Origin of the sequence: Streptomyces flavovariabilis (assembly GCF_000725785.1) — a bacterium.
Lineage (GTDB): Bacteria > Actinomycetota > Actinomycetes > Streptomycetales > Streptomycetaceae > Streptomyces > Streptomyces hawaiiensis.
Genome location: NZ_JNXD01000015.1, coordinates 62,897 through 75,385, shown reverse-complemented (window position 1 = coordinate 75,385; position 12,489 = coordinate 62,897). Strand labels below are relative to the sequence as shown.

Sequence of the window (12,489 nt, the reverse complement as noted above, 5' to 3'; positions counted from 1 at the left end):
CCATGCCCTCACTCTCTGCACAGGGCGGGCCCAGGCGATACGGTCAGGGGGGCCGCCAGGCCACCACTGCCGCCTGTCGACGGAAGAGAGTCGCGTCTTGAACTTCCTCACCATCGGTCACCGCGGAGTCATGGGTGTGGAGCCCGAGAACACCCTCCGGTCCTTCGTCGCCGCCCAGGAGGCGGGCCTCGACGCCATCGAACTCGATCTGCATCTGAGCAAGGACGGCGCGCTCGTCGTCATGCACGACACGGATGTGGACCGCACGACCGACGGCACCGGCCCGATCGCCGAGAAGACCCTCTCCGAGCTGCGGGCCCTGGACGCGGGCCGGGGCGAGCGGGTCCCGGTCTTCGAGGAGGTGCTGGAGGCCGTCCAGTCGCCTCTCCAGGCGGAGATCAAGGACGTGCAGGCGGCGCGGGCCCTGGCCGAGGTGATGAACCGGCGAGGGCTGGCAGGCCGCGTGGAGGTGTCCTCGTTCCACGACGAGGCGATCGCCGAGATCAAGCCTCTGGTGCCGGGCGTGCGCACCGCGCTGATCGCCAGCCGCTACGGCACCGACATCGTGGACCGCGCCGTCGCGGCCGGTGCCGAGACCGTCTGCCTGAACATCCGCCGGCTCACGCTGGAGATCGTGGAGCGGGCCCGCAAGGCCGACCTGAAGATCATCGGCTGGGTGGTGAACACGCAGGACCAGCTGCGACTCGTCAGGGCCTTCGGCCTCGACGGCGCGACCACCGACCACCCGGACATCAAGCGCACGGGCCGTTTCACGGCCTAGTGACTACACGAGCTCCTTCACCAGCAGTTCGAACCTCAGGTCGTCGCGCTGCGGAACGCCGAAGCGCTCGTCGCCGTACGGGAACGGGGTCATCCGTCCCGTACGGCGGTAGCCGCGCCGCTCGTACCAGGCGATGAGGTCGTCGCGTACGGAGATCACGGTCATCTGCATCTGCTCGGCGCCCCAGGTCTCGCGGGCCTGCCGCTCCGCCTCCGCGATGATCACCTTGCCGAGCCCCGAGCCCTGGAGCCGGGGGCTGACGGCGAACATCCCGAAGTAGGCGTTCTCGCCCTGGTGCTCCAGCTGGCAGCAGGCGACGATCCTGCCGTCCCGCTCCACCGTCAGGAGCCGGCTGGCGGGCGCCTTGATGACCTCCAGCACACCCTCCGGGTCGGTCCGCTGCCCTTCGAGGATGTCCGCCTCGGTGGTCCACCCGGCCCGGCTGTCGTCGCCCCGGTACGCCGACTCGATCAGCGCGACCAGCTCGTCCACGTCGGCGTCGGTGGCGTCCCGGAAGGTCAGTGCGGTGGCGGCGGTCTCCATGGGCGTACGTCTCCGTTGTAGGGCGCGGCTCGGGCAGGGACGAGCGTAACGCCGCCACTAGGCTCCACTGCATGGTGCATGTACTCAGCAGCCGGATCCTGCTCCGCCCCAGCGACCCCGAGCGGTCCCGTGCCTTCTACGGCGAGCAGCTCGGCCTCGCCGTCTACCGCGAGTTCGGGACGGGAGCGGAGCGCGGCACGGTCTTCTTCGCGGGCGGCGGCTTCCTCGAGGTCTCGGGCCGGTCCGAGACGCCCCCGGCGCCCGCCGTACGTCTGTGGCTGCAGGTCGACGACGTGGCGGCGGCGCAGGAGGAACTGCGGGCGAAGGGCGTGGAGATCGTGCGTCCGCCGGTGAGGGAACCCTGGGGGCTGGTCGAGATGTGGATCGCGGATCCGGACGGGACGCCGATCGTGCTGGTGGAGGTGCCGGCCGACCACCCGATGCGCTACCGGCCGGGCATCTGAGGCCGGCCGGGGCGGTGCACCCGGCCCCGCTCGGTGCGGGTGAGTTCGCGAAAGCCCGCCCCGTTCAGGAGGGCGATCATGGCGCTGTCGGCGGCCGATTCGTACGCGACGAGCCGGTCCACGCCGCACAGCCGGAGCCAGTCGGCGGCCCGGGCGAGCAGCCAGTGCTCCAGGCCGCTGCCGTGCTGCGCCGGGTCGATGCGCAGGTTGCCGATGTCGGCGAGGCCCGCGGCGCGGGCGTGGCGCTCCGGGCGGGCCAGGGCCGCTGGGGCACACCAGTGGGTTTCCCCGGATGGCAGGGAGCCCGGGGGGCGGCTTAGCGTGCTGGAGGGGGCCCCGGGGGCCTGTCCCCGCCGCGCGTGGAAGGAACGTCATGAAGCTCGACGCACCGGTGACCGGCGGCCCCTGCTGGACCGAGCTGGGCACCAGCGACCTGGACGCGGCCCGGCGGTTCTACACGCGGCTGTTCGGCTGGCGTCCCGAGACGGACGCGCGTCAGGAGGCCGGCGGCTACACCGTCGCGCACCTCGGGGACGCGGCCGTGGCCGCGCTCGCCCCGCTGTACCAGCCGTCGCAGCCCGTCGCCTGGAACGTGTCGTTCGCGGTGACCGACGCGGATGACACCGCCCGCGCGGTGACCGAGGCGGGCGGGACGCTGCTGCTCGGCCCGATGGACGTGTTCGACGTGGGCCGGTTCGCGGTGGCCGCCGATCCGGGCGGTGCCGTGTTCCAGCTGTGGCAGGCGGGAACCTTCCCGGGCGCCGGGCTGTTCAACGCGCCCGGTTCGCTGGGCTGGGTGGAGCTGATGACCCGGGATCCGGAAGGGGCCATGTCCTTCTACCCGCGGGTGTTCGGGTGGACGGTCGCCCCCTCGGACCGCTACACCCAGTGGGGCATCGGCGGCGCGGACTTCGGCGGCATGGTGACGATGGACGACAAGTTCCCGCCCGAGGTGCCGGCGCACTGGCTGCCGTACTTCGCCGTGGCCGACGTGGACGACACGACCGCCGTCGTCCAGCGGCACGGCACGGTCCTGATGGTGCCGACGTCCGTGCCCGACGGGCCGCGCATCGCGGTGCTGCGGGACCCGCAGGGGGCGGTGTTCGGTGTGTACCGGGCAGGCGACGAGACCTGAGACGACGGTGTGACGCCGGGGCGGGTCCCGGCTCGCGCTGAAGGGACCGGTCTGTGCGGGGTGCACGAGGTGCTCCGACCGGTGGCCGGTCAGGCCCGCAGCACGCCGAGCCGCCCTTCCAGCTGGCTGAGCAACTCCCCGAGCAGCGCCGCGAGTTCGCCCTGCTCGGGGCCGTCGAGGCCGGACAGCACGGCGGTCTCGTACGCGAGCTGGACGGGCAGGACACCGTCGACGAGGTCACGTCCGGCGTCGGTGAGACGGAGGTGGACGACCCTGCGGTCACGGCTGTCGCCGCGTCGTTCGACCAGGCCGCGCTCGGTCAGCTGCTTGAGGCGTTTGGTGACGGCGGCACCCGAGGAGAACGTCTCCCGGGCCAGCTCCCCGGGCGTCAGCTCGTGCCCGGTACGACGCAACGCACCGAGCAGATCGAACTCGGGCCGGGTGAGCCCCGCCCGGCGCAACGGAGCGTCCTCGGCCTGCTGGAGCAGAGCGGCACAGCGGTTGATCCGCCCGATGACCTCCATCGGCCCGGTATCGAGGCCGGGATGCACGGCCCGCCACTGCCGAACGACAGCAGCGACGGTGTCCCCGCGACGACCATCGGCAGGTTCGGCACCGACGGGCGGATTGTCACCCGAGTCGGCTCCAGCCACCACGTCGGGAGCCGGTCCGGCACCGACGGCGGGACTGTCACCCGAGTCGACTGCCGCCGCCGGGTCGGGAGCAGGATCCCCTCCGGCCGTTGCTCCGTCGACGGACGCCCGTCCCTCTGCAGGATCGCTCCCGGCTGCCTGGGCGCTGCCGGTGTGCCCCTCTCCAGACGCGCGGACCTCTTCAGCCGATCCCCCTGTGGCCGGCCGCGGCGCCCCGGCCGCCCGCTCGCCAGCCGGGTCGCCTCCGGCCGCCTGAGCGGCACTGGCGGGATCTCCTCCGGCCCTGGCCATCTCGTCGGCCGACCGTCCCTGCGCCGCCGGATCCGCCTCGGCCCCCGGCTGCGGGGCCTCGCCCCCGTCGTTCCCCGTGGGCGATGGTCCTTCGGTCGGCGTCATGGCCGTGCGTCCTCCGTTTCGGTGGCCGGGTCCCGGTCCGGGAGCAGGCCCTGGCGTCGGGCCGTCGCGGCGAGCGTACGGTGTCCGGACTGTTCGGCCGGCACGACCCGCTCCTGGGGCAGCGCCCGCTGCCACCATTCACCGGCGGCGGCGTCGGCCGTGGCGCGCAGGTCGGCCAGGGCGACGGCGAGGCCGCGGCGGGCGGATTCCAGGGCCGCGGTCCCGGGGTCCGGCTCGGCCAGGAGGCGGGCGGCGTGTTCGCGGGCCCGGTCGGCGGCGGTCAGCGCGCGTTCGACGCGGTCGCCCGCACGCCGGTTGGTGACGGCCACGGCGGCGACGAACCCGACCAGCGCACCGACGGCGGTGTCCACGACCCGCTCCGTCATCAGCTTCCCGGGTTGCTGGTGTCCGGCGAACTCCGTGATGAGCAGGGCCATGGGCGTCACGCAGACGCTGCCGAGCCAGTAGTTCCGGCTGATCAGTACCTCAGCACCGAAGCTGAACGCGAGGCAGCACAGCACGAGCGCCACCGGCCCCTGGTGTGCGAGTGGCACGACGGCAAGGAAGACGAGCACGCCGACGACGTTGCCCACCACCCGCTGGACGGCCCGGCTCCAGGTCAGCGCGATGTTCGCCTGGTAGAGGGAGGCGGCGGTGACCAGCGCCCAGTAGGGGCGGCCGACCCCGAGGGCGAGAGAGGCGTACCCGGCCAGCGCGCAGCCGAGGGCGGTCCGCACCGCGAGCGGGGTCAGCGGGCCCAGCCGCGCCCAGAGGGGCCGGGCCGCGTCCACACCGAACAGTTCGCCGGCGGCCGCGGCAGGCAGTCCGGCCTCCGGGACGGGCCCGGTTCCGCGCAGCGAGCCGGCCCATGCGCGCAGTCGGTCCGCGTCCGCCTCGGTCGGCGCCGCGAGGGCGACTTCGGCTCGGACGACGAGCCGTTCGAGGGCCCGCCGGGTCCGGGAAGGAGCGCTGGTGGACAGCAGCGACTGCCAGGCGGCCTGCACAGCGGCGTAGCCCGCGGCTCGGGCCCGGGCGTGACCCTCGCCCGTACCGCCGGTGTCGGCGTACACGGCGGTGGCCTTCAGTGCGGCGGCGGTGGCGCGGCGCTCCGGTCCGTGCGGCCGGACGAGCGCGGGCGCCATGCAGACCAGCCAGGCCCAGGCACCCGTCGCGGCGGCCAGGGCCAGATGACCGGGCACCTGGGCGAGGGTCTGGGGCGCGAACAGGGAGGCGGAGCTGACGAAGGTGAGGACGACGTTGCCCGGCGGCCCGACCCGGGTGGCGTCGCACAGGACCTTCTGCGCGGCGGCCAGCAGCGCCCCGACGGTGACCAGGAGGACGGCGCTGCCGGTGAGCGAGGCCGCGACCAGGGCCACGGCGAGCCCGCCGAGCATGCCCAGCACCACCCACGCCAGGACCCCGGCCCGGGCGGCGTACGGACGGTTGTGGGTGTAGAGCGCGCACAGGGACCCGGCCATCGCGTACATCACGAGATCGAGCCGCCCGAGCGCCACCAGGGTGAGTGCGGGCGGAGCGATCGCCGCGACCACGCTGAGCGCGGGTTTGAACCAGATCTCCGAGGGCCTGCCGAGCCGCAGCACCCCCGCCAGGGGAAGACGCCGGGCGGGTGCGGTCGCGGGGATGGGGGTGGCACTGCTCATACAAGCAAGATTAACAGGTGTTTTACTTGTGAAATACATCCTCTCACCTGGTGTGCTCCGTTGAATGCTCCCCGTGTACACCCTTGCGCTCGCGTGCACGCCGCGTGGCTTGGGCATCGAATGACCGACCGTCGAACGGGGAGGTGCGCGTGCACGGACCGGCTTCGTCCGGCTGGCTGCTGGTGGCGCTCTGCGCGGTGACCGGCGCCTACTGTCTGGCGCGGATGCGCAGCGGCGCCGAGGAGCAGCGCAGTGCGGCGGGCGGCGAGGCGCTGATGGGTTTCGGGATGGCCGCGATGGCCGTGCCGGCTGCGGTGTTCACGCCGCCCTCGTGGGCCTGGCCCGTCTACGCGGCGGTGTTCGGGGCGGCGGGCGTGCACGCGCTGTGGGCGGCGCGGGCCGGCGCGCACCATCTCCACCACCTGGTGGGGGCCGCGGCGATGGTCTACATGTCCGTCGTCATGGCCGGCTCCCCCGCACACGCGCACGGCCGGGGCGGTTCGGGAGTTCCGCTCCTGACCGGGGCGCTGCTGCTCTACTTCGCCGGGTATGTGCTGCTGACCGGCGTCCGCCTGGTGCCGGTCGCCGCCGTGGCCGGAGGCGGCGGCCCCGCCGGGTGGGGTGACCGGCCGGAGCTGGCGCGGGCCTGCCGGCTGTCCATGGGGATCGCGATGGTGGCGATGCTGCTGACGCTTTGAGGGGGGACCGGCCCGGCACACCCAACGGATCCGTTGCCTGCGTCACTTTGACGGCACAAGTCGTACCCCTGAGCGTGGCCGCGCTCATAGGCTGCCCTCATGATGCTCACCGCCGCGCTGTTGCTGCTCGGCGCCCTGACCGCCGTGGCCGCCCCCCGGCTGCTCGCCCGGGCGGACTGGCCGGACCGGGAGCCGGTGGTGGCGTTGTGGGTGTGGCAGTGCGTGGTGGCGGCCGTGCTCGTGTGCTGCGCACTGTCGATGACGCTCAGTGCGGCGGCGGCCTGGCACGCGGTCGGGGGGCATGTCTTCGCGACGGCGCCGACCGGGGTCGTCGAGGCCTACGCCCTGGGCACGGCGGGTCCCTGGGCGGCGACCACCGCGGTCGCGCTGGCCTGCGGCGGGCTGTGGAGCGGGGCCATGCTGGTCCGCGAGATCGGCCGGGCCCGCGCCCGGCGCCTGCGGCGGCGCGCCGATCTGCTGGTCCGTGCCCCGCTGCTGCCGGGCGAGGTGGCCGTCTCGGGCCGGCTCGTCGTCCTGGAGAGCGAGCAGCCCGACGCCTGGTGGCAGCCCGGCACTCCCCCGCAACTGGTCGTGACCACAGCCGCGTTGCGCCGGCTGAAGGGCCGGCAGCTGGACGCCGTGCTCGCCCACGAGCAGGGCCACGCCCGGGCCCGGCACGACTGGCTGCTGAACTGCTCCTCGGCCCTGGCCGGCGGCTTTCCGCAGGTCCCGGTGTTCGCGGCGTTCCGCGACGAGATGCACCGGCTGGTCGAACTCGCCGCCGACGACACCGCATCGCGCCGCTTCGGCCGTCTGACCACGGCCCTGGCCCTGGTCGAACTGAACGAGCACCGGGGCGTGTTCGGCCCCTGTCCGACGCCGCACGCCCATGTCCCGGCGCGGGTGCACCGGTTGCTCACTCCCCCGGACCGGCTGTCCCCGTCACGGCGCCTGCGGCTGACGGCGGCGGCCGCGCTGGTGCCGGTGGTGCCGGTGCTGGTGGCGTTCGTACCGGGGCTGCGGGCCCTGGGGTAGCCGGCCGTCCGGCACGCTTCGGTGGACACGGCCCGGCCGGGCGACATGTCCCCCGGTGACGGAAGAGCGCCCCCCGTACTGGATCCGGACCCCCCGCTTCGGCGAGGATCGCAGTATGCACACCTCGTCCGTCGACTCCCCGCCCCGTCCGGAGCACCGCACCACCGCTGGTCTCGCCGGTGTTCTGGCCCTGTGCTCGGTTCTGCTGCTGACCCTCGTCGCAACGAGATGGCACCCGTTGATCACCGCGGACGGGGACATCGCCGCCACCACCCACCGATGGGCGGTCGACGAGAGCGGAGTCACCCAGGTCTGCCGCATCCTGACCGACTGGGTGTGGGATCCGTGGACGATGCGTGTGCTGTGCGCGGCCGTCGTCGTGACGCTGGTGGTGCGGTTCGCGGCGCGCTGGACGGCGCTGTGGCTGGCGCTGGCCGTGACACTGGGCACACTGCTGCAGCAGGGCGTCAAGGCCGCGGTGGACCGCCCCCGCCCCGTGTGGCCCGACCCGGTCGACTCGGCCCACTACTCGGCGTTCCCGTCGGGCCACGCCATGACCGCCACGGTGGTGTGCGGCCTGCTGCTGTGGCTCCTGCACGGGCACGGCGTCAGCCGGGCCGTGTGGCGTACGGCCCTGGCCGTGGCCGTCGTCTCCGTGGCAGGGGTCGGGCTGACCCGGATCTGGCTCGGCGTCCACTGGCCGTCGGACGTGGTGGGCGGCTGGCTGATGGGCACGACGGTGGTGGCCCTGGCGGTGTGGGCGCACCGGCGCTGGCAGCCCTGAACTCACGGGCACCGCAAGCCCGGTGATCTCCCTGCTCGGCACGGCACGGCGGGATTTCGCCGGGCTTCGCCGTGTCTCGGCCGAGACACACGGCATGCGTCCGGTATCCGCTCATGCCGGCCGGCGCTGTTACCTTCTCCCGTCGGCATTCGTCATAGGGGTGACGGCCGCATCCGAACGGTCGTCACACCTACGAGCGGATCGGGAACCGGATGCTGAACAACATCATGTACGTGACGGTCTACGTCACCGATCAGGACCGCGCGCTGGAGTTCTACACCGAGCGCCTCGGCCTGGAGAAGCGGCTCGACTTCCCCGGGCCCGACGGGCGTTTTCTCACCGTCGGCGTTCCCGACAGCCCGGTGCAGATCATCCTGTGGTCGCATGAGCCCGCCGCGGGGCAGCCGGGCGGACCGGGCGCGCCCGGTCCGCTGATCCTCGAATCCGGAGACCTGCGAAAGGATTTCGAGATCATGCGCCGCCGCGGCGTCGTCTTCGAAGAGTCCGAACCTGTGGACTACCCGTTCGGGGTCCGCATCGAGGCGGTGGACCCGGACGGCAACCGGATCTCACTCCGTCAGCCGCGAAAGCCGTGACCGCCCGCCCGTCCGGCCTCATGACCGAGGCGTTCGAAGCCCAGCGTGACCGGCTGCGCACCGTCGCCTACCGTGTGCTGGGCTCGCATGCCGATGCCGAGGACGTAGTCCAGGAAGCCTGGATGCGCCTCGTCCGCCAGGACGAGGCCATCATCGGCAATCTGGCAGGCTGGCTGACCACGGTGGTCGGCCGAATCAGCCTGGACCTGCTGAGATCCCGCCAAGCTCACCCCGAAACCGCCTATGAGCAAGAGTTCGCGAACCTCGTGGTGACACCCGACGATGACCCCGCGCCGGATGAGCAGGTGGCGCTGGCCGATACAGTCGGCCGTGCCCTGCTCATCGTGCTCGACTCGCTCACCCCGAGCGAACGCCTGGCGTTCGTCCTGCACGACATGTTCGCGGTCCCGTTCCAGGAAATCGGCCAGATCCTGGGTAAATCCACCGACGCCACCAAGATGGTCGCCAGCCGTGCTCGCCGTAAGGTCCAAGCCACGGACCGGCCGGCGGGCCCCGACCGCGAGCACCGGGAGGTCGTCCGGGCATTCGGCGCCGCCGCCCTCAGCGGCGACTTCGAAGCGCTCCTGCGTGTCCTCCACCCCAACGTGAGGCTGACCGTCGATACCCCCGATGGCGTGGTCGTCACCCTCGGCGCCACCAAGATCGCCGCCGGCGCCCGCATGTTCTCCGGCGAGGTCGCCCGCCAGCGCCCCGTGTTGGTCAACGGCATCCCCGGCCACATGTCCTGGAGCCCCGACGGAAGCCCGCTCTCCATCATCGCCTTCACTGTCACCGAAGGCCGGATCACCGGCATCCACATCGTCGTCGACCCGGCCAAACTCGCCTCCGTCCATCTGCCCACCCAGGACTGAGCATGTGCCGCCAAGGCCCGCCCGTGCAGGTGCAGTCATCTCGAGCCGACCGAGCCGCCAAGCAGGCGGCTCGGATGCGGGGGGGCAGAAAATCACACCCGGATGAGACACCTGTCGACGTCTGGAGAACCTCGTAGGATCACCCCATGACGGCCGTTCTGTTCGACTTCTCCGGGACCCTTTTCCGTGTCGAGTCCACCGACTCCTGGCTGCGTGGCGTCCTGGCCGGAGCCGACGTCAGGCTCACCGAGGCGGAGTTGACCGCCGCGGTGCGCGCGCTGGAGGCGGTCGGGGCGCTGCCGGGCGGTGGTGCTCCGGCGCGGGTACCCGAGGACCTGGCCGACACCTGGCTCGTCCGGGACCAGAGCGCCGCCCTGCACCGGGCCGCCTACACGGGCCTCGCCCGGCAGGTCGCGCTGCCCCACCCGGCGCTGCACGACGCGCTGTACGACCGGCACATGTCCCCGGCCGCCTGGGCCCCGTACCCGGACGCCGTCGAGGTGCTGCGCGCGTTGCGGGAGCGTGGCATTCCCGTCGGGGTGGTCAGCAACATCGGCTGGGACCTGCGCCCGGTCTTCCGCACGCACGGTCTGGACCAGTACGTCGACACGTACGTCCTGTCGTTCGAGCACGGCATCCAGAAACCCGACCCTCGGCTGTTCGCCACCGCCTGCGAGGCGCTCGGCGCCGATCCCCGCAAGACCCTCATGGTCGGCGACGACAGGCGGGCGGACGGCGGTGCCGGCGCCCTGGGATGCACAGTGCACTTCGTGGACCACCTGCCGGCGGCCGACCGGCCGGACGGGCTGCGGCCGGTCCTGGATCTGGTGAGCTGAGCCGGCACGGTCCTCACGGAGGACGGCGCGCCTGCTCAAGTAGCCCGAGGCCACCTTCAGAGCCGTACGCTCGCCCGCCTCGGACGATCCCCCGCGTCGCCCGAGGCAGACGGCATCACCGGACCAGACCTGACAGGCCTCGGCCGGACGCTCTGAGTATAGTTGGCTGGCAGCCAGTCAACACAGGAGTTACAGCATGTCTCCGCGTAGCGCCTCGGTCAATGAAGAGTTGCGGCGGCGCTCCCGGGAGCGGCTCCTGCAGGCCGCGGTCGAGCTGGTGGGCGAGCGCGGCTACGACGCGACCACCCTCGGCGACATCGCGGACCGGGCGGGTTCGGCCCGCGGTCTGGTGTCGTACTACTTCCCCGGCAAGCGCCAGTTGGTGCAGTCCGCCGTGCACCGGCTGATGCACCGCACGCTGGAGGAGGCGCTGGAGCGCGAGCCGCGCACCGACGACGGCCGGGAGCGGATGGCCCGGGCCATCGACGCGATCCTGGGCCTGGCCAGGGACCGGCCCGTGCTGATGCGCCAGCACATGGCGGGGATCCTGCAGGCCGAGGGCTTCATGCAGTGCCCCGAGCAGCGGCGGCTGGCCGAGCTGCTGCGGGACACGATGGCCCGGCACGGGTCGCGGGACGTCGACAGCGACTACCCGATGATGCGCGCCCTGCTGATGGGCGCCGTGTACGCGGCCCTGGTGCCCGGCGTACCGATGCCGGTGCCGGTGCTGCGAGCCGAACTGTTCAAGCGCTACCGGCTCGACTGGGAGTCGGGTGTCCCACCGGAGAACGGGGCCTCCGGCGGGAGGGGCGACAGGGACCTGTCGCGGTTCTTCGCGACCGGGGCCGCACCGGAGTGCGGTCCGCCGGATCGGTCGGAGTAGTCCGGCTGCGTCTGCCCGTCGAGCTCACGCCGGTGCACCCGGCGGGCCGATGCCCGGCACGGAGACGGAGGCCCGGCTGGAGAAGCTCGGCGACGCGGTGATGCGGCAGACGGGCGAGATCGCATGGATGCGGAACATGCTCTGAGCTTGCTCTTCAACCTCCGTCTCTACTCTGACGCTCCCCCTTAATGGGATGAGCATGACGAGCTGATCCGACACACTGGTTCGATGCGGCACGATGATGAACAGCCTTTGTCCGGTGGCAACGTCAGTGATGGTGTCGTTCGCGTCGGGGACACCGTTCGCCGTCCGGCCGGACCATGGACTCCCGCTGTGCATGCCCTGCTTGCCCACCTGCACGACGTGGGATTCGGCGCGGCACCTCGGCCACTCGGCATCGACCATCAGGGGCGTGAGGTCCTGACCTTCATGCCGGGACATGTGGTCTGGCCCGACCGGTTCTCGCTGATGGAACCCGCTCGACAACTGGCTCGCGTGGCACGGCTGATCCGGGACTTCCACGATGCCGTGCAGAACTTCACGCCGCCGTCCGATGCGCGGTGGCAGACGCTCATCCCCGCTGAGGGCAGTGACATCATCGCCCATAACGACCTGGCCCCCTGGAACCTCGTGGTCGCAGACGACGCGCAGTGGGCCTTCATCGACTGGGACGCTGCAGGTCCCGGCTCGCGCCTGTGGGATGTCGCATACGCGATTCACGGGTTCATCCCGCTGTCCGCGCATCCGGACTGGCAGAGCCCGGACGCGGCGAACCGACTGCGAGTCTTCGCCGACGCCTACGGTCTCGCTGAGCCCGAACGTCGTCGGTTGGTCCCTCTGCTGGGGCGCCGTACGCGTTCCATGCACGACTTCCTGCGCGACCAGGCAGCCCAAGGAGCCCAGCCCTGGGCGAGGCTGTGGGCTGAAGGCCACGGCGACGCCTGGCGAAACGACGCCGAATACATCGAGCAACGCGAAGACCAGTGGATGCAGGCCCTGCTCGCTAGCTGAGGCAGCAGTGCCCGTGCCTGGCTCCCGGCGCCGAACGACCTCTCGAACTGGATCACTCACCTGAGCATTCACCGGACATTGAGGCGGCCTTCGCTTAATCATGTGCTCCGACCAAGGTGCACCGATCGAGACGAAGGCCGT

At 72.1% G+C, this 12,489-nt stretch carries 14 protein-coding genes; 11 read left to right on the top strand and 3 right to left on the bottom strand.

Features of this window, described 5'->3' with window-relative positions; translation table 11 throughout:
- Positions 1–97 precede the first annotated feature (97 nt).
- Complete coding sequence (locus tag IO24_RS0125405; RefSeq protein ID WP_031139226.1) at positions 98–781, top strand: glycerophosphodiester phosphodiesterase; 684 nt, start codon at positions 98–100, stop codon at positions 779–781.
- Between the two features lie 3 nt (positions 782–784).
- Here IO24_RS0125405 and IO24_RS0125400 read toward each other — a convergent pair whose 3' ends face one another.
- Complete coding sequence (locus IO24_RS0125400; RefSeq protein ID WP_031139225.1) at positions 785–1,324, bottom strand: GNAT family N-acetyltransferase; 540 nt, start codon at positions 1,322–1,324, stop codon at positions 785–787.
- A 71-nt stretch (positions 1,325–1,395) separates the two neighbouring features.
- On the opposite strand from IO24_RS0125400, the gene IO24_RS0125395 reads away from it, so the two are divergent.
- Together IO24_RS0125395 and IO24_RS0125385 are read left to right on the top strand one after the other, a co-directional pair.
- A complete protein-coding gene (locus IO24_RS0125395) occupies positions 1,396–1,788 on the top strand; it encodes a VOC family protein (protein ID WP_031139223.1) in 393 nt (130 codons plus the stop codon).
- Positions 1,789–2,161: 373 nt separating this feature from the next.
- The gene (locus IO24_RS0125385) at positions 2,162–2,923 is read left to right on the top strand and encodes a VOC family protein (RefSeq protein ID WP_031139221.1); all 762 of its coding nucleotides are present in this window, start codon (positions 2,162–2,164) and stop codon (positions 2,921–2,923) included.
- An 89-nt stretch (positions 2,924–3,012) separates the two neighbouring features.
- On the opposite strand, the gene IO24_RS0125380 is transcribed toward IO24_RS0125385, so the two are convergent.
- Complete coding sequence (locus IO24_RS0125380) at positions 3,013–3,579, bottom strand: MarR family winged helix-turn-helix transcriptional regulator (RefSeq protein ID WP_078899382.1); 567 nt, start codon at positions 3,577–3,579, stop codon at positions 3,013–3,015.
- Between the two features lie 389 nt (positions 3,580–3,968).
- Positions 3,969–5,633, bottom strand: coding sequence for an FUSC family protein (locus IO24_RS0125375; RefSeq protein ID WP_031139217.1), 1,665 nt, complete (start codon positions 5,631–5,633; stop codon positions 3,969–3,971).
- A 149-nt stretch (positions 5,634–5,782) separates the two neighbouring features.
- Between IO24_RS0125375 and IO24_RS0125370 the strand changes: the two genes are divergently transcribed.
- The 8 genes from IO24_RS0125370 (at position 5,783) to IO24_RS0125330 (ending at position 12,348) form a co-directional block, all read left to right on the top strand.
- On the top strand, positions 5,783–6,331 hold the full coding sequence (locus tag IO24_RS0125370; RefSeq protein ID WP_031139215.1) for a DUF5134 domain-containing protein: 549 nt from the start codon (positions 5,783–5,785) through the stop codon (positions 6,329–6,331).
- Positions 6,332–6,430: 99 nt separating this feature from the next.
- Positions 6,431–7,366, top strand: a complete 936-nt coding sequence (locus tag IO24_RS0125365; protein WP_031139213.1) for a M56 family metallopeptidase — start codon at positions 6,431–6,433, stop codon at positions 7,364–7,366.
- A gap of 115 nt (positions 7,367–7,481) precedes the next feature.
- On the top strand, positions 7,482–8,150 hold the full coding sequence (locus IO24_RS0125360; protein ID WP_031139211.1) for a phosphatase PAP2 family protein: 669 nt from the start codon (positions 7,482–7,484) through the stop codon (positions 8,148–8,150).
- A 212-nt stretch (positions 8,151–8,362) separates the two neighbouring features.
- Positions 8,363–8,746, top strand: coding sequence for a VOC family protein (locus IO24_RS0125355; protein ID WP_031139209.1), 384 nt, complete (start codon positions 8,363–8,365; stop codon positions 8,744–8,746).
- Between the two features lie 20 nt (positions 8,747–8,766).
- Positions 8,767–9,618 (top strand): sigma-70 family RNA polymerase sigma factor, encoded by an 852-nt coding sequence (locus IO24_RS0125350; RefSeq protein WP_031139207.1) that lies wholly within the window; start codon positions 8,767–8,769, stop codon positions 9,616–9,618.
- 146 nt (positions 9,619–9,764) lie between these two features.
- Positions 9,765–10,454, top strand: a complete 690-nt coding sequence (locus IO24_RS0125345) for an HAD family hydrolase (RefSeq protein WP_031139205.1) — start codon at positions 9,765–9,767, stop codon at positions 10,452–10,454.
- A 196-nt stretch (positions 10,455–10,650) separates the two neighbouring features.
- Positions 10,651–11,337, top strand: a complete 687-nt coding sequence (locus tag IO24_RS0125340; RefSeq protein WP_031139203.1) for a TetR/AcrR family transcriptional regulator — start codon at positions 10,651–10,653, stop codon at positions 11,335–11,337.
- A 228-nt stretch (positions 11,338–11,565) separates the two neighbouring features.
- Entirely contained in the window at positions 11,566–12,348 is a 783-nt protein-coding gene (locus IO24_RS0125330) for a phosphotransferase enzyme family protein (protein WP_031139201.1), read from the top strand.
- The last annotated feature ends 141 nt before the right edge of the window (positions 12,349–12,489 follow it).

Bases quoted from the DNA above. Each gene is read 5' to 3' on its own strand.
- IO24_RS0125400 (WP_031139225.1), bottom strand. From the start codon at position 1,324: ATGGAGACCGCCGCCACCGCACTGACCTTCCGGGACGCCACCGACGCC.
- IO24_RS0125395 (WP_031139223.1), top strand. From the start codon at position 1,396: ATGGTGCATGTACTCAGCAGCCGGATCCTGCTCCGCCCCAGCGACCCC.
- IO24_RS0125385 (WP_031139221.1), top strand. From the start codon at position 2,162: ATGAAGCTCGACGCACCGGTGACCGGCGGCCCCTGCTGGACCGAGCTG.
- IO24_RS0125375 (WP_031139217.1), bottom strand. From the start codon at position 5,633: ATGAGCAGTGCCACCCCCATCCCCGCGACCGCACCCGCCCGGCGTCTT.
- IO24_RS0125365 (WP_031139213.1), top strand. From the start codon at position 6,431: ATGATGCTCACCGCCGCGCTGTTGCTGCTCGGCGCCCTGACCGCCGTG.
- IO24_RS0125360 (WP_031139211.1), top strand. From the start codon at position 7,482: ATGCACACCTCGTCCGTCGACTCCCCGCCCCGTCCGGAGCACCGCACC.
- IO24_RS0125355 (WP_031139209.1), top strand. From the start codon at position 8,363: ATGCTGAACAACATCATGTACGTGACGGTCTACGTCACCGATCAGGAC.
- IO24_RS0125350 (WP_031139207.1), top strand. From the start codon at position 8,767: ATGACCGAGGCGTTCGAAGCCCAGCGTGACCGGCTGCGCACCGTCGCC.
- IO24_RS0125345 (WP_031139205.1), top strand. From the start codon at position 9,765: ATGACGGCCGTTCTGTTCGACTTCTCCGGGACCCTTTTCCGTGTCGAG.
- IO24_RS0125340 (WP_031139203.1), top strand. From the start codon at position 10,651: ATGTCTCCGCGTAGCGCCTCGGTCAATGAAGAGTTGCGGCGGCGCTCC.
- IO24_RS0125330 (WP_031139201.1), top strand. From the start codon at position 11,566: ATGCGGCACGATGATGAACAGCCTTTGTCCGGTGGCAACGTCAGTGAT.